A 14334-nucleotide genomic window follows, 5' to 3' on the forward strand; every position below is an offset into this window, starting at 1 on the left:
GTCACTGGCAATGTTGGTCACTTCATACCAGCCGCCGTCTGGGCCGCGGAAAGCATCGCCGACACGGGCGTTGGCAATAAATGCGGTACCTGCGCCGATCACTGCATTGGAATTTTGGACGACAGAAACCGTCCCGGCTTTGCACCAGGGCATTGTGAATCTCCAGAAAATGAAAGGTCAGGCCAGCAATTTGGCGCAAAGAAACGGGCGATGGCCCTGATCGGTCCAGGCGGTGGTAGCCAGGCTGTACATCATGATTCGACCGCCCGCATAGTCGACGCCCAAGGCGCAGCCCCCACCGGTTGCGTCGTTGTGGCAGTTCATCGCAAATGGATTCAAGGAAATGTATTCACCGACTCCCAAAGCCTTATTGATTGACCAGATGTACCGGCGACCCACTACAAGCACCTCGCTCCCGACATACGTCCAGTTGCCGGCGGCGAACGTCACAACCACGGCCGGTGCGCCACTGTCATAAATCAACGTTCCGGCGCCGTCCCATAGCCTCATCCCATAGGCAGCGGTCCCCATGGAAGCCCACGCGGCGACGAAATACTGCCCGCTGAGCGTCGAATCCACGTTTGATGCCTTCATGGTGAAACCAGTCCAGTTCCCGGGCCCTCCTGTGAACCAGACCGATATCGGCACCTGAATAGCGCCAGTCTGATCTGGTCGGATGAAAACAATCGGTGGGTCTTGGCTTGTGACAGCCCTGGCAAAAACGCCGGATGCGTTGGTGGTTCCGGAGTAACTTCCCTTCGTCAACACGCACAATCTTGGAGCTTCGGAATCGATCTGGACGAATGAGTTGTCGTTGATGCTCTGAAAACCGTAACTCATACCCCGTACCTGATTGCGTAGCCTTTGGCGACTACCCTTGATTGAAGTGTCGAGGCGCTGGCAGAAGGGTTCTTCGGGCGGACAACGACCTGCCCCACTGCAGTAGTAACGTAGGGGTAGGACTTTATGTTTCCCGACCCGTCTGTCTCAGATGACTGCACATCCTGCGCCCTCGTCGGAATGATCATGAACACGCAATTGGCTGGGTTGAAACCGGAAATGTTCAACGTGTAACTGGGCGTGGTACCGCTGAAATCAATCACGCCCTGCCACAGCACCTGATAGGTGAAGCTGTTGGTGTCCATCCCTAAATTGCCGTTCTCGTCCCAGACTCTCGCTCCATAGGTCATGCGTCGAGATCTCCAAGTTGCACGCGCTTCACCCCGTTTTGGTCGAAAACCTTGATGGCTCGGTTGGTCATCGTTAAACGACCTCCCCCAGGCGCTGGCCCGTTGAACTCGAGGTTCCCGGCTTTATCCAGCCTCCAGCCAAGTGTTCCAGGGATATAGTTGTCGGATTGAAGGTATTGGCCGATCTTCAGCATTGTGATGCTGCCGTCTTGAATGAATGCCGAGTTCATGAACACTTGGCCGCCCTGAACCGCAAACGGCACTGATATCGCGCCGCCGGCAATCGTGTTGACGATGGCGAACCGGTCGGCACTGACTAGGAACTGACTTTGGAGACCGGCACCCGTGTTTTCGATGCCGAGGCCGATACCGGCCGCGACGTACTTGCCGTCTTGCGTGACCTGCATCTTCACCGACCACATCGTCGAAAGCTTGCCGCTGGTATCCGCGTACGCAGTCGAGGTTTCCTGAATGGCGGCAGTGTTCTCGCCGACCTTCACGTTCACTTGGGTGATCGCCTGGGCCGTGGCTTCCTTGTCTGTTGCAACCGTGCGACGCAGATCCGTCACATTCGCTTCGTTCTCACCAACTTTGGAGTCAAGGGTGGTGAGCTTTTGTGCGCTGGCCAGGTTCTCGGAGGATCTGACTCGATCTTCGTTCGCAATGGCTGATGTACTTGCCCATTCCTTTAGTGCGCCATTCAAATCCCCCTGCCCGTCATCATCACGCGAAGACGCGCGCAGAGCGTTAAACGCAGTTGAGGTAGCCGTCACCTCTCCGTCGAGTTCAGTGATCTCGCTTGTATGCGTGGCCACCTGCTCGGCCAAGCCATTGGCCGTTTCCAATAAATCTCCAACATCCTCCCAGTAGAGAGGGTTAGGCGGTGGGGTGTTGACCGGCACCGGCTGCAGCGCTAGATAGATCTGGCCGTCATCGACGATCATCTGCCCTTTCAGATAAACCTGATCCGGCTCGTACCCTTTCAAGCCATCCAGCGCATCAATCTGATCCTGAAGGCCTGGGATCTTGTCGATCTCAGTTACCAGATCCTGCCGAAGTTCCGTTTTACTTATCTTTCCAGCCAGGGCTGCAAGGTATGCGGAAACGTCGTTTGACGTCTGCGCTGGAACGTAGAGGAACGAGCTTTTCCCGTAGGCGTTCGATGAGCGGATGAAGTAGTAGTAGTTGGTCCAGAACCCCAGCCCGTTGTGGGTGAAGGTCAGGCCTTGCCCCAGATATTCGGCATCTGCAGCCGTTGCCGTTGGTGAAGTGCTGAAGAAGTATTCGTAAGTCCCTCCGTTCAGACCGTTTTGCGAGTTGCTTGGGATCAGCACGATGTTGTCGATCGACGACTGCACTACGCAGCTTTCCGGAATGGGCGGACCGTTGATGCTGACGGTGATCGTCGCCTCGCCGGAACGTGCCATTGGCCCTACCGCAGCCACACTCATCGTGTAGTTGCCAGACGGCAGGCCGTTGATGGCGATCTCCGTCGAGGTGGCCGGAACGTTGTGCGACTGCACCGCGGTAGCGCCCTGCCGAACGATGACGATGTATTCCTTTACGATTCCCGTCGGCGGCAGCCACGACAGCACGCCCTGAGTTACCTCGGCGGTGGTGTCCTGCGTCCATGTGACCGCACTCGGCGTACCGAGACCGCCGGCCGGCAGATTGATGAATCCGATCGGGTTGTACGGCTGGCCCACCGCATCATCGAAGATCGCCGCCTCGTACTGTTTGACCTGGACTGTGCAGCCTTCGCTGTCGCCCATGGACCAGTCCGAAACGATGAACTCGCCCAGGATGTTCAGCGACGGCAAGTTGACCCGCACCACGCGCCCCGGCCGGCAGTTGTAGCCGGCAAAGTTCATCGGAATGCTGATCGCCCCGCCCGCGCGGCGCCGGCGCAACTCCATGTTCGCCAGGCGCTGGGCCTGATATGGATCGGTGACGTAGGAATAGGTCAGCGTTTCTGCCGCCTCGCCGCCGTCCTCAACGATCCATTCGGCAACACTGACCTCCGGGTAATCGGTTTCCGTCCACGACTGCGACGGGTCAATGAACGTGCCGCGGACGGTGTTGATTGCCGAATCGTTAGTCGGCTCGGTGCTGCCGGTCACTGTGCCGATCACCATGTCCTCGGTGATCTCGAAGTCATACGGGCCGTAGTACGCGCCCGCCTGAAGCATCCAGCGGCCACCGACACGGATCAGATGCCCGCCGCAGGCTGCTTCCAGCTTCTGGAGAACGCCCGTGCGTTGTTCATCCGCGCCGATCACGCACCCACTGCGATAGCGCTGGCTGGTCGAGCCGTCGGCATTGGTCAGAGCCTCGTCACACACGTTGGCCGCGCTGGCGAAGGTTTCGAACACGATCTCGTCGTCCGGCACACCGCAACGCGCGCGCAGGAACCAAAGCAGATGCAACGCGGTATTGGCGCTGTAGACGGCGGTACCGGTGCGAGGGTCGTAAACGTCATTGCGCCCGCGCACCACGAAACGGGTATCCGGGATGCCAGACGGGAATTTCTCTGCGCTGTACTGCAGCGAAACCCGAACGAACGAAAGGCCCCGCCCGATCTGGCTGTCCTTCCAGTCTGGGCAGTTGGCCTTCAGGAAGGCGTTCACCTGGGTCGGATTGACCACCAGCTCATAAGTCGCCTGCGCGCCGTAGCTGCCGATCTCTTCCTCGCCCAGATAGATGTTCTCAAGTGCGGTGATCGGGCCTTCGCACAACACGTACACCAGGTGCAGCCACTCGCCCTCCCCCTGTGCGCCGGCCTGCTCTTGCGCCCATACCAGCACGCCGCCGGTGGACACTCGGCCGAGGATGAAGCGAACCGGCGCCTTCGACGACCGAACGGTCTGCGCCGACGGCTCGTTGTCGCGCAGTGGCGACTTGGTGTTGAGCTTTTCCTGCTGTTCCGATGCATAGAAGGCCAGCGCAGCGCCGGCGACCGCGCCCCAAGGGCCGCCTTGGGCAAAGCCAACAACCGCACCAACCACAACAGAGGCAAGTTTTCTGACGCCGCCGCTCATTCAACCCTCCACGCGGCCAGTGGCTCGCATGCGACACGGGCTGCGCCGTCGTCGGTTGTTGCCCAATAATCGCCAGCCCAAAAAACAGCCATGCTTCGGCCACCGGGTGCCTCGTACATCACGACATCACCGCGCTGGATGAAAGCCAGCGGCACCCGAGCAAAATGGGCGTCCCATGCAGCTTCAAGGCTGCCGTGCTGCTTTTTCAGCTGCCGCTTGGCGCCGGTTTCCGTGGTGTATTTGCCGCGGTAGTTCTCGGCCGGATCGACGCCGCAAATCGCCGCCGTGCAGTCAGCAGCGAACAGGCAGCAGTCAAATTCGCCCCATGAAAAAGGCCGCTCTTGGGCGGCCTTGATCACGTCGTTCAGACGGGTTGTCCAGTCTCGGTAGCGCATGGCTAACTTCCATAGGTGAATGTCGGTGCGTCCTTCTTCGAGCCCCAGTAAATGGGCCACTCGGACATCTGGGCGATGGCGTAGAAGAACCGGTCGCCGTCGTGGCGCGCGCGGTGGTTTTCGTCGGTGAAGCGCTCGGTACCGGTGCGGCTCCACTCAGCCATCCGGTCAACCACGGGCACAGTGATGCTGTTGCCGTCCTGGCCGTTGCCGGCGAACGAGAATTTGGCTGCATCCATTCGGCCGGAAAACAAGATGTCCGCTGCGTAGTTGCCGGCCTCGTCGAACACCACGAAAAGAACCTTGGCCATCCGCCCGCGGCAGCCGCGCACGTTCGTCTCGGAGAGGATGTAGGCATCCAAACCGCTGAGCGTCAGCTCGACCGACATCGGCGAACCGGAGTTGTCGCTTTCCTGCGACTGGCTGACCTGGCCGAAATTGCCAACCCCCTGATAGGTAATGCCGTCGACCACCAGGTCGCCGGTACCGGTGTGCGCGAAGACCATGCCGTCGACGAAGTCGAGCTGAACGGCGTAGACCGGCATGAACCGGCCAGTGGCAATGATGTTCACCACGTTCTGGCTGAACGGGAATGCTGAGGGCATCAGAAGGCCTCCCTGAATTGATAACTGCCGTTCGCGACCACGGGGCGCACGGACATGGACCAGGTGTCAGAGGTCATCCGCATTTCCGAGTACGGGTTGAGGTACTCGACAACGGTGCCGGCCGTGAGCGTCTTGCGAATCCGCTTGTTGAGCAGCACAGTCACCCTGCCCTGCGCATTTGCTGATGCAGGATCAGTGACTTCGAACATCTCGCCGGCGATGGTGATGTAGTCGCCTGAGCTGAAAGCGGGCGCGTTCGCCGTTGCGCCGCCGATGACCATCGATCGCGCCTGAGCGTTACCGGTGACCACCGTCAGTGCGCCGACACTGTTCGTCCTGCGCCGGGTGAACGCCGGAAGGTTGAAGGTGCCCATCATGCCGTCGAGTCTCCCAAGGAACGCCGACAGCTCGCGCTCCTGAGCCCTCGTCAATAGCCCGAAGGTCAGCGTGCACTGCCAGTAGGCGCCCGGGTAGCCGATGATTTGCTGGGCGTTCGAAAGTGTCGAAGTGAACGCCCTGCTGTTGTTGACGATGCCCCACGTCATTTCTGACGGGCGCAACGAAGCCGGCCACGTGAGAGCCATGCGGTACTCCTTAAAGGCTTATCGCCGCGCGATCAGCTGGCGGATGGTTCCGTTTTGTTTCAGGTCGCGCACGACCAGCTCGTAGCCCCCCTTCGCCCCCTGCATTGCAGCCTCCTTGACCATGTTGACGGTGGCGTCATCTGGAGTGCCTTGAAAGCTGAAGCTTTGCTGGATGACCGGGGCAGCGGGAGACGCCGAGGAGATCGGCACGACATTGGACTTCGTGGTTACGGCAGCCGATCCGACATAGCCGCCATCCGCGTACCCTTTCGAGTTCGCATTCATGCGCTCGAGGAACTCCCGCGCGCCTGGCTGGCTGACCACATCCTTGCGCACCACGAACTCACCGCCGTGTACCACGCCCTTCGGCTCGAACTTGCCGCCGTCGCCGGTGTAACCACCGTCGGAGAAGCCGTACTTCGAGCTGTAACCGGCCGCCGATGCTCCCAGGCTCGAAGATGTCGCCGCAGCAGATCCGGCAGCAAAACCGTTGCCAGCAGCAGATGCACCAGCACCCGCCAGCCCGCTGAACAGCGTACCGAAGATGCCCACCGCCGCCTGACGCACCTGGATGCGGATCAGGTCGGCGATGATGCCGTCCGCCAGATCCTTGAACGACAGCTTTCCGGTCTTCACGAACTGGATGATGCCGTCTTCCATGTTGCTGAAGGCGTTGGTGAATAGGTTGCGGGTTTGGCCGGCAACGTCGCGGGCCTGCTCGGAGTAGGTCTGAAACGCCGACGAAGCGCCGAGCGACCAGTCCGACTGGGCTTTGTCTACGTCCGAGTAATACTGCTGCTGCATCGCGAGGCGAGTTTGCAGCGCCGAACGCAGGGCTTCAGTCTCCTGGTTGTAAAGGTTGTCGCTGATCCTTCCTTCGTTGTGCTGCTGCTCCAGTGCGTCCAGTTGAGACTGGTACTGCTGCTGGATATTGAGCTGCTCCTGCAGGCGCTGCCGCTGCTGATCCCCCATTCCCATGCCGGCCAGATTGTTGTCCAGCCCGGTCTGGGCCTTCGCCAACTGGCTTGCGAGATTGGTCTGGAATGCGGCGAGTTTTTGGGTCTCGTCGGTCGCGATCTTGCGCAGCGCGTTTTCCTTTTCGAGCGCTGCGTTCTTCTTAAGTTGAGCGGTGATCAGCTCCTGGTTGGCCAACAACGACTTTTGATCAGCCGTCAGGGTCTGCTTGCCCTTGATGTCAGCGAGCTCCTGCTCCCACTTCACAAGGGCCTGGCCGGCGGCGCCGAGCTTGTCGACCTCACCTTTCTGCACCCCAATCAGCGAGTTCTGCTGTTGCAGCACGGCATATTGCTGGCGGGCTTGGTCGAGCGCCTTCATGCCGGCGTCTTCGGTATAAGCCTTCGGCTTTTTCTCCTCGGACTCCTTGTAGATGGAGTTCTCGCGAATCGCTTTTAGTGCTGCGGCCTCCTGCTCAGCGGTGATGGTATAGCCTGCTGTGCGAGCGGCGTTGATGCGTTTTTCCTCATCCTCAAGCGCCTTGTTCATTTTCTGGCGTTTGGTGAAGTTCTGCTCAAGGCTCTTTTCAAAAGCCTCGTAAGCCACTTGCCCATCACGCTGAACCTGGGCTGCACGGGCGGCATCGTCAGCAGCCTTCTGCTCAGCCTTCGACTTCTTGTCGTAGGCATCGAGCTCGGCCTGCAGCGACGCGATCCGCTCTCTGGTGTTGTCGTCCTCATACCCAGTATCAAGGGTAGATTTCAGGTAATTGATCTTCTGCTGAATCGCCTTTACGTCCGGACCGCTGTTCGACTCGCGCCCGATACCGAGGATTGCATCCCAGCCACTCTTCGCGGCGCCAGCAAGATCGTTCCATGCCTTTTCGAGCGAGCCCAAGTTTGACTTCATAGTTGCGGCTCGCTCACCCAAAGCCTTGGCGTAAGCTTCCTGAGCGATCGCTGCAGCGGCCTCCTTCTCGCCCATCTCCTGCGCCGCTCGGACCTGCTCATATACCGAAGCGGTCAAGAAGTTGTACTTGTTGTTGAGTTCAGCGACCGCCTTCACCGGGTCGTCCGCCAGCCGCACAAACTCTGCGATGGTTTCTGATACTGCCTTCCCGGTCGCCTTCTCGTAGGCGATGGCGGACGTTGCGATTTGCTCGAAGCTGGAACTGGCGATCTTCCCTGTACCGGCGAGCTGCGCAAGCGCTGCGGCAGCATCTGCCGTGGTGCCAACAGTGCCACTGATACGCTTGGCCATTTCAGAAAGTGCGAGTGTCGTGGTGCCGGCAGCATTACCGGTTGTTACGAGGGAAAGACGGTAGGCATCCTGTTCTTTCGAGCCTTGGTAGTAGGCCAGACCGAGCACGCCTACCGCTGCCGCAGCCACAGTGAAAGGATTGACCAGGCCGAGGACATAGCCGCCCAGCGCTTTTGCTGCCGGCCCAACACCTCCAAACATATCTTTAAGCTGCCCACCTTGCTGTAGGAAAACGGTGAGTGGCGCCTGACCGCCCTGCAGCGATACGGCGATATCAGTGAACTGCGCAGGGACTCCCCGCAATGCGGCAGCTGTTGCCTTCGCCGTCATGCCGGTTTTGCCAAGGTCAGAGTTGAATCGCCCGAGATCTGCTCGCGTGGTATTGATCTTCGTTTGATATTCGGAAAAGGTATCCGCGTCGATCAAGCCAAGCTTCCGGTTTTTGGCCAGTTCCTTCTCCTGCTTGTCCAGTTCGCCCAGCTTTCGGGTGACAGGATCAATACTGCCCAGCAGCTCTTCCAACTGCTCTTTCTGCGTTTTTACTTTCCTGCCCGTTGTTTCCGAGGACTGACCAACGCTGTCGATTCCGTCGGCCAACTTGTCCATCACTGGCTTGGCACGAAGACCTACCCCCTCGAGCGCCTCAAGTGCCTTTCGAGTGTCGGCAGCCTTTTGCTCGGCGTCCCGACTATCGATTTCCAGAACGAGGCGGGATGTCTGAGCCATTGTCTTTCTCCAGGCGCAAAAAACCCGCCGGAGCGGGTTATTCATTGGGTGCTGATTCAGCTGTTCGCGTTGAGACAGACTCGATACGCCTCATTGCGAAATTCTTTTACTGCTTCTTCCTTCATGGTGTCTGTGATCATGACTTGCTTTTCGTAAGCCTTGAGAACGACCCCTCTGGCGAATTTGCTGCCATCACCAATTTTGTCGAGCGAGTCCTCGAGCAGCTCACCTTTTTGACGAGCAGTCATTGCCTCACCGGCCAAGGCAGAAATTTTCTTGCAAGAGCTTTCGGCAGCCTGCGCCGACATTGAAAAAAGCGCAGTTACAGCAATGAGTGCGGCGAATATCGTTCTCATAAGTCCTCGCTATTTCGCGTACTTGTACGGCTCGGGTGCAGTAAGAAGCGGCTCTGCTTTATCCCACATGCCGCGGTACCCGCGAACCGAATACGAGTAGCCTGGTTTCAGATCAAGCAATAGCCCGCGCAGATCACCGCCGGCGCATGCGGCATTGTTCTTGATACTCAGCTGCACAGGGCCAGGCTTGTGGTAAAGCTTCACCGATTTTCCGCTACTTGTTTCAGCAGCAAGCCTTTCGTTCAAGAACACCTGCATGCCGGCACCTAAGCAGCTCAAAGCACCAGCGTCTTGCGTGAAAACAATACGCGCATCATCTGCTGCGCTTGGCTTACCGAAAGCGAAAACATCCTCTGCTGGGACCTGAGAGGCCTTTTCTGGCGCGACTCTAGTTGTTTCGCAGCCCGCCAGCAGTAGGAATGCAACACCAAATGCTATTTGTCTTTTCAAAGACACCCCCTCCCTGTTTGAAGGAGGAATCTAGCACCAACGGGAGGGCCTCGACAAAATCACTCTTCGTCACCAGCTAAACACACCGCATCCAGAGCAAACATCACATCGTCAATCTCATCGCGCGGCAGCGGCGACGGATGCGATTCCAGCCAGTCGGAAATCTCCCGTGCCGACAGCGGCAGTGGGAAGGCGCTAGCCATGCCGGCGATGTACCGGCGGCCTCGGCACACATTCCGGTAGAGGTTCAGCAGGTAAGCGGTGATCGGGTCGTTCTCAGGCTCGTCAGGCACGGCCAGCTTCAGGCGCGCGTAGACCGCGCGGCGCTTTTCGCTTTCCCCGCCCCACTCTTGCTCCCACTCGAAGCGGCAGACGGCTTTCCCACCGACTCAGCTCGCTCTTCAGCGGCGTCATTGGCTGCAGCTGCACCCTCGCGCAGGACGAAGACGAAGAACTCGATATTGGTTTCCAGCAGCTCGGCGGCGATCGACGGACTGTACTTGATCGGGTTGCCCTCGGCGTCGAGTACGCCATCCCAGCCCTTCACGATGAAGCTCCCCAGCAGCATCGAGTGGTTCTGGTGCTCGGTCTTCTCGCCGGCGACCACGCCCACCTGCCCCTCTTCAAACCGCGCATCGTTGCGCTGAATGCGACGGCGCATGCGCTCCAGCGCGACCTGATACTCAGGGTTGTCGATGCCGGCCAGCAGCACCTTGGTGTCCTTGTCGAAGTTCACCCAGCGCTCGCCGGTGACTGCCGCCTTCTTTTTTCCCAGTTGCAGAGCCATGGTAATTCCTCAACGCCGCGCCAATAAAAGGGCCGCCCCGGCCGGCGTGAATGCCGGGGCAGCCAAAGGTCGAGCAGGTTTATGCAGTGACGGTGATCGCCGCCGTGCTGGTTTTGGTGACGTCCGACACGCTGGTGGCGGTAATCGTCGCGGAGCCAGCGGAGACGCCGGTGACCAGGCCAGAAGGGCTGACGGTGGCAACGCTCGGCGCCGAACTGGACCAAGTGACGTTTTGTGCGGCTTCGGCCGGCAATGCCGACGCAGTGAGCTGACGAGTCGCGGCTACCGCGATGGAGGCGGTCGTAGGCGCCACCGAGACGCTGGTCACAGGCACGAACGGAACGCGGGTGATGGTCGGGCTGACCTTCGCCACGGTGTAGTTCAGCGTCACCTCGATCAGGTCGCGCTTGCCACCATTCGGAAGTTCGCCGTCCACTTCCACCGCAGGGAAGTTGAAGGTGTACTTGTTGCCAAGGCTGTCGGTGATCGGGAAGACGACGCCGATCGGCGCACGGGTGAAGGTGTTCTTCCAGATCTCCCACGCCCGCTTCGACCAGGCGAGTGTGATGCTGCCGGTGATCGCTGCTTCGGTCGCAATGTGCGCACCCGGGCCGAGACTGTCAGAGCCGAGGCAGCGCTGCGTTTGCAGGCTGTTGTCGAGGTTGACGGTCATGGCCGAGACGCAGGCCACGCCTTCCAGCGACTGGCCGTTCACCAGGATCGTGCCGACGTTGTTGTTCGACAGGAACGGGGTGGTGGTCGGTGCGTTCGGCGAAACGACGATCGAGGTTTCGCTATCGGCGTAGTCCAGGCACGCCATGTTGAAGGTGGCAGTGATCTTGCCGTCTGACGGAATGTCGAGCGCGAAGGTCGAGACGTGCGCGCCCTTGAACACACCGTAGACGCCGACGTCGTCGTAGCCTTTGGCGATGCTGAAGGTATGGCGGGTGTCACCGACGCTCAGCACATTACCGGTCCAGTTGCCGTAGAACGCGGCCTCCAGCAGTTGATCGAACGAGCCAAACGAGAATTCAGCCGTCAGGTCGCCGCCGATATCGATGCTGGTGGCCACCGAGCCTTGGCTCAGGCGAGTGTCGGTGATCTCGTCACTGACTTGAGTGTTGACGGTCGGAGTCAGCGCGTTGCCGGTCAGGCGCAGCGTGTCCCAGGTGCCGGTCGGGGTAACGCCGGGCGTCACCTCGGCAATAATGTGGCTTACAACTTTTGCGCCCGAACTCATCGGAGCCTCCTTAGATCAATTGATCCGGGGAGGCGTGATGAGCAGAGAGGCCTTTCGGCGGGTCTGATCAGCGTGCCCGGTGAATTTGGGTAAATTTATGCTGGATCGAATGTGCGGATAATTGTCGGAACTGGGTCGCCGAGCGCCCATATGGCTTGCTCGCCATCCTCAAGCTCTGGCTCTTCCCGTGGGAGGATGTAGCCGAACCCAGATCGATCGCTGGTCTGCTCATGCTCGATGTAGTGCTTGCGCTCTACCAGCTTTCCATCAATTCTGACCTGCATCACCCTTCTCCTTTGCTGCAAGCCAGCGCTCCCATGCGGCAAGCGCTCCTTTCGCAGCACGGATAAGGCTGCGGTGAAGTTCTTTCGTTACTTCGCTCATGTCGTTCTCTCAACCGGCGCGAAACCGGATGTTGACGTTGATTTGGTAGAAGCCCTCGAACTCTCCGGCGACCACTTGGCTGGCTTCCATGCACTCAAGGTCGCCGGACTGCCAGTAGGCGAAGTGCGCTTCGAGCGCGTCGGCCAGCTCGTTGATGGCCTTGGTGCCGGTGCGTTCGCGGGCGAAGCACTGGATGCTGATCTGCCCGGGCTTGCGGGTGTGCGGACGGTCGGCCATGCCAGCCATGAAGGCCGAGGCGTACTGGATATTCAGCCGGCACCAGATGCCGGTCGCCGGCGGCGTGAACACTTCCGGCTGGTTCGGGTAATCGATCCGCGCCTGGTCAATGCCGGTGAAGGCAACCATGCGCGCGGTGATGAGCGCCCTGATTTGCTCGAAGGTCATGTGTAGGCCTCGGATACGCCGATGAACGCGAGGTCATAGACCCCGCCGGGCGCCTGCGTGGAATGCCCCAGCTCCAGCATCTCGCCGTAGGGACTGTTGGTCTGGATATAGATCACGGGAAACTTGCCCGAGGCCTTGATGAGCATGCTGCCCTTGCTGATCGTCTCGCGGCCAGACGGGTCGATGTTGTCGGTCACGGTCATGTCCGGAGCGCCGATCGACACCAGGTGGCTGCCTCGGAACGTGCCACCGATGTACCCCTTCCCTGCAGCCTGCGCTTTGACGAAATAGTTCTCTTCGCGCTCGCGCTTGGTCAGCTTCTTGAAGGCCTTGCCACCTGTGCGCGCAGCGTTGCGTGCGTCTACGTTCGCGTCATAGGCATCAGCCAGCGCTACGTTCTTCGTGTGCAACGCCACGTTGGCCTGCCATAGGTCAGGGTTGCCGACCGGCGAACGGTTCACCACCTCCGTGAGCATGGCGGTCGCGATCACGCGCGCCATCTGAGTGATGTCCTCGCCTGCCTGGTCGGCGAACTCCGTGAGGCTATGGCTCCAGCCCGCTTTGTTGGCCATCAGACTTTCCTCAGCTGGATCTCGTAATGGGCACCGGCCGGGTCGGTCTGAACGTTGATCACGTCGAAATCGTTGATCTTGTGGCCAATGTCCGGAACCCCGCCGATTGTTTCATTGGTCAGCGCGATCAGCAGCTGGTCGGTGGCGCGGATGTTCACACCGTCGACCTGGGCGATCTTGAAGGCGTCGAATACGCCCCGACCGGTGTAGGCGATGACAACAGGGTCGCCCGCCACCTCGTTGACCGGATCCCACGTTCCCGGCAGCGTCACGCCGCCACTGAATGGCTGCACGGCGTCCGCAAGATCAGTGTCGAAGGCCTCGGCCAGATCTGCCTGGATCTCTTCACGTAGGCCCATGGGTCACCTGTACACGTTGAAGCTGAAGCCACTGGCGCGCCAAGGCGCGAGAAGCCCCAGCGCGAACTGAACGCCATCGGGGAGCGCGGTGGATTTGCTGGTGTCGATTGAGGCAAACGTCTTGCTGGTGGTCACCGAACCGGCCTTCACGGTCTTGGCCTCCAGCGATCCCTCGGTCTGCTGCTGGTACAGCTTGCCCTCAGAGGCGACAACAGCCAGCTCGGCGCCGGCCTGCTTCACCTCTTCGGGAATGGCGTCCATGTCGATGCCGACCAGGTTGAGCGAGGTCAAATAGGCATTCGCCTGCAGCACGGCGCGAGCTTTCTTGTCGTCTGGCGCCCATGAAGGCCCGAGCTCGGCGTCAACGTCCGCCACGGTGATGTAGGTAGCCATCAGGCCTCCGCTTGAATGAGTGGGGCCGAAGCCCCAGTTGTTACTGGTTGGCCTTCAACAACGCGAGCAGCTCAGGCTTCGAGTCGTTGACCTTGTAGGTCACGCCCTTGGCGTCGAGCTGTTCCTTGATCTGCACGACCGTCAGCTCGTCGAGCGGATCGGTCGCATTGGCCAAGCGATTTTTCTCTGCCTGCGCCAGCAAGTCATCGACCTGTTTCTGCAGCTCCTCCGACTTACTCACAGCGGAATCGCGATCGCTTGCCAAGCGCTGCATGCCCGACTGAATGCCGGCCAGGGCTTCATACAGGTGCATCGCTGGGCCTTCGCCTTCAACAGGGTTCAGCACGCCAGCTTCAAGGCCAGCGGCCAGTTTCCCTACTTCTTTCAGCTGAGAGGACAGGCCGACATTCTCAGCTTTGAGCTTTGCGTATTGAGCCTGCAATTCGCCGCCGCCGTTGAACTCACCGCCGCTCTCGGTCGTGCCGTGACCGAGCAAATCAGATTCTGGCACATCGTCCGACTTCAGCCGGACCTGACCATTTTCGTCCTGCTCCAATCCGGCGAACCGGGTTTTCTTTACGTTGTTATCGGTCATTACGGTGTCTCCAGTGCTTTTACTCGGGCTGCCAGCGCGCT

At 59.7% G+C, this 14334-nt stretch carries 18 protein-coding genes and 1 pseudogene; all 19 read right to left on the reverse strand.

Annotation, left to right across the window (positions count from 1 at the left end; genetic code table 11):
* Window positions 1–153: pseudogene (locus AC27VU_RS21690) on the reverse strand (tail fiber domain-containing protein); the annotation flags it as partial.
* Window positions 154–177: 24 nt separating this feature from the next.
* Entirely contained in the window at window positions 178–840 is a 663-nt protein-coding gene (locus AC27VU_RS21695) for a hypothetical protein (RefSeq protein ID WP_488724879.1), read from the reverse strand.
* Entirely contained in the window at window positions 837–1190 is a 354-nt protein-coding gene (locus tag AC27VU_RS21700) for a hypothetical protein (RefSeq protein ID WP_488724880.1), read from the reverse strand. Before AC27VU_RS21700 ends, AC27VU_RS21695 begins: the two co-directional genes overlap by 4 nt.
* Window positions 1187–4228 carry a phage tail tip fiber protein gene (locus AC27VU_RS21705; protein WP_488724881.1) on the reverse strand — a complete coding sequence of 1014 codons (3042 nt, stop codon included), beginning with the start codon at window positions 4226–4228 and terminating at the stop codon, window positions 1187–1189. The genes AC27VU_RS21700 and AC27VU_RS21705 overlap by 4 nt, the downstream gene beginning before the upstream one ends.
* Window positions 4225–4623: a DUF6950 family protein gene (locus tag AC27VU_RS21710; protein WP_488724882.1), complete on the reverse strand. Its 399-nt coding sequence runs from the start codon at window positions 4621–4623 to the stop codon at window positions 4225–4227. Before AC27VU_RS21710 ends, AC27VU_RS21705 begins: the two co-directional genes overlap by 4 nt.
* Before the next feature lie 2 nt (window positions 4624–4625).
* Complete coding sequence (locus tag AC27VU_RS21715; protein ID WP_097090050.1) at window positions 4626–5228, reverse strand: hypothetical protein; 603 nt, start codon at window positions 5226–5228, stop codon at window positions 4626–4628.
* Complete coding sequence (locus AC27VU_RS21720; protein WP_488724883.1) at window positions 5228–5812, reverse strand: hypothetical protein; 585 nt, start codon at window positions 5810–5812, stop codon at window positions 5228–5230. The genes AC27VU_RS21715 and AC27VU_RS21720 overlap by 1 nt, the downstream gene beginning before the upstream one ends.
* 18 nt (window positions 5813–5830) lie before the next feature.
* Complete coding sequence (locus AC27VU_RS21725; RefSeq protein ID WP_488724884.1) at window positions 5831–8752, reverse strand: phage tail tape measure protein; 2922 nt, start codon at window positions 8750–8752, stop codon at window positions 5831–5833.
* 56 nt (window positions 8753–8808) lie between these two features.
* Entirely contained in the window at window positions 8809–9108 is a 300-nt protein-coding gene (locus tag AC27VU_RS21730; RefSeq protein WP_103484241.1) for a hypothetical protein, read from the reverse strand.
* 9 nt (window positions 9109–9117) lie between these two features.
* Entirely contained in the window at window positions 9118–9558 is a 441-nt protein-coding gene (locus AC27VU_RS21735; protein WP_103484242.1) for a hypothetical protein, read from the reverse strand.
* A gap of 59 nt (window positions 9559–9617) precedes the next feature.
* Entirely contained in the window at window positions 9618–9857 is a 240-nt protein-coding gene (locus AC27VU_RS21740; protein WP_488724942.1) for a hypothetical protein, read from the reverse strand.
* Window positions 9858–9859: 2 nt separating this feature from the next.
* A complete protein-coding gene (locus tag AC27VU_RS21745) occupies window positions 9860–10345 on the reverse strand; it encodes a hypothetical protein (protein ID WP_488724885.1) in 486 nt (161 codons plus the stop codon).
* A gap of 79 nt (window positions 10346–10424) precedes the next feature.
* Window positions 10425–11585 (reverse strand): phage tail tube protein, encoded by a 1161-nt coding sequence (locus AC27VU_RS21750; protein ID WP_488724886.1) that lies wholly within the window; start codon window positions 11583–11585, stop codon window positions 10425–10427.
* 95 nt (window positions 11586–11680) lie between these two features.
* The gene (locus AC27VU_RS21755) at window positions 11681–11869 is read right to left on the reverse strand and encodes a hypothetical protein (protein WP_247269543.1); all 189 of its coding nucleotides are present in this window, start codon (window positions 11867–11869) and stop codon (window positions 11681–11683) included.
* A 109-nt stretch (window positions 11870–11978) separates the two neighbouring features.
* Window positions 11979–12374: a hypothetical protein gene (locus AC27VU_RS21760; protein WP_488724887.1), complete on the reverse strand. Its 396-nt coding sequence runs from the start codon at window positions 12372–12374 to the stop codon at window positions 11979–11981.
* Window positions 12371–12946 (reverse strand): HK97 gp10 family phage protein, encoded by a 576-nt coding sequence (locus AC27VU_RS21765; protein WP_488724888.1) that lies wholly within the window; start codon window positions 12944–12946, stop codon window positions 12371–12373. The genes AC27VU_RS21760 and AC27VU_RS21765 overlap by 4 nt, the downstream gene beginning before the upstream one ends.
* Window positions 12946–13305 (reverse strand): hypothetical protein, encoded by a 360-nt coding sequence (locus AC27VU_RS21770; protein ID WP_236169827.1) that lies wholly within the window; start codon window positions 13303–13305, stop codon window positions 12946–12948. The genes AC27VU_RS21765 and AC27VU_RS21770 overlap by 1 nt, the downstream gene beginning before the upstream one ends.
* Before the next feature lie 3 nt (window positions 13306–13308).
* The gene (locus AC27VU_RS21775; RefSeq protein ID WP_103484250.1) at window positions 13309–13698 is read right to left on the reverse strand and encodes a DnaT-like ssDNA-binding protein; all 390 of its coding nucleotides are present in this window, start codon (window positions 13696–13698) and stop codon (window positions 13309–13311) included.
* Between the two features lie 40 nt (window positions 13699–13738).
* Window positions 13739–14293 carry a hypothetical protein gene (locus AC27VU_RS21780; protein ID WP_488724889.1) on the reverse strand — a complete coding sequence of 185 codons (555 nt, stop codon included), beginning with the start codon at window positions 14291–14293 and terminating at the stop codon, window positions 13739–13741.
* Window positions 14294–14334: the final 41 nt, after the last annotated feature.

It is taken from the genome of Pseudomonas sp. 14P5.3.2, from assembly GCF_057799175.1.

What these genes read in the sequence shown, in the direction of transcription:
- AC27VU_RS21770 (WP_236169827.1), bottom strand. Translation starts at nt 13,305, where the DNA reads ATGGGCCTACGTGAAGAGATCCAGGCAGATCTGGCCGAGGCCTTCGAC.
- AC27VU_RS21750 (WP_488724886.1), bottom strand. Translation starts at nt 11,585, where the DNA reads ATGAGTTCGGGCGCAAAAGTTGTAAGCCACATTATTGCCGAGGTGACG.
- AC27VU_RS21725 (WP_488724884.1), bottom strand. Translation starts at nt 8,752, where the DNA reads ATGGCTCAGACATCCCGCCTCGTTCTGGAAATCGATAGTCGGGACGCC.
- AC27VU_RS21695 (WP_488724879.1), bottom strand. Translation starts at nt 840, where the DNA reads ATGAGTTACGGTTTTCAGAGCATCAACGACAACTCATTCGTCCAGATC.
- AC27VU_RS21745 (WP_488724885.1), bottom strand. Translation starts at nt 10,345, where the DNA reads ATGGCTCTGCAACTGGGAAAAAAGAAGGCGGCAGTCACCGGCGAGCGC.
- AC27VU_RS21775 (WP_103484250.1), bottom strand. Translation starts at nt 13,698, where the DNA reads ATGGCTACCTACATCACCGTGGCGGACGTTGACGCCGAGCTCGGGCCT.
- AC27VU_RS21755 (WP_247269543.1), bottom strand. Translation starts at nt 11,869, where the DNA reads ATGCAGGTCAGAATTGATGGAAAGCTGGTAGAGCGCAAGCACTACATC.
- AC27VU_RS21780 (WP_488724889.1), bottom strand. Translation starts at nt 14,293, where the DNA reads ATGACCGATAACAACGTAAAGAAAACCCGGTTCGCCGGATTGGAGCAG.
- AC27VU_RS21700 (WP_488724880.1), bottom strand. Translation starts at nt 1,190, where the DNA reads ATGACCTATGGAGCGAGAGTCTGGGACGAGAACGGCAATTTAGGGATG.
- AC27VU_RS21715 (WP_097090050.1), bottom strand. Translation starts at nt 5,228, where the DNA reads ATGCCCTCAGCATTCCCGTTCAGCCAGAACGTGGTGAACATCATTGCC.
- AC27VU_RS21710 (WP_488724882.1), bottom strand. Translation starts at nt 4,623, where the DNA reads ATGCGCTACCGAGACTGGACAACCCGTCTGAACGACGTGATCAAGGCC.
- AC27VU_RS21760 (WP_488724887.1), bottom strand. Translation starts at nt 12,374, where the DNA reads ATGACCTTCGAGCAAATCAGGGCGCTCATCACCGCGCGCATGGTTGCC.
- AC27VU_RS21720 (WP_488724883.1), bottom strand. Translation starts at nt 5,812, where the DNA reads ATGGCTCTCACGTGGCCGGCTTCGTTGCGCCCGTCAGAAATGACGTGG.
- AC27VU_RS21730 (WP_103484241.1), bottom strand. Translation starts at nt 9,108, where the DNA reads ATGAGAACGATATTCGCCGCACTCATTGCTGTAACTGCGCTTTTTTCA.
- AC27VU_RS21705 (WP_488724881.1), bottom strand. Translation starts at nt 4,228, where the DNA reads ATGAGCGGCGGCGTCAGAAAACTTGCCTCTGTTGTGGTTGGTGCGGTT.
- AC27VU_RS21765 (WP_488724888.1), bottom strand. Translation starts at nt 12,946, where the DNA reads ATGGCCAACAAAGCGGGCTGGAGCCATAGCCTCACGGAGTTCGCCGAC.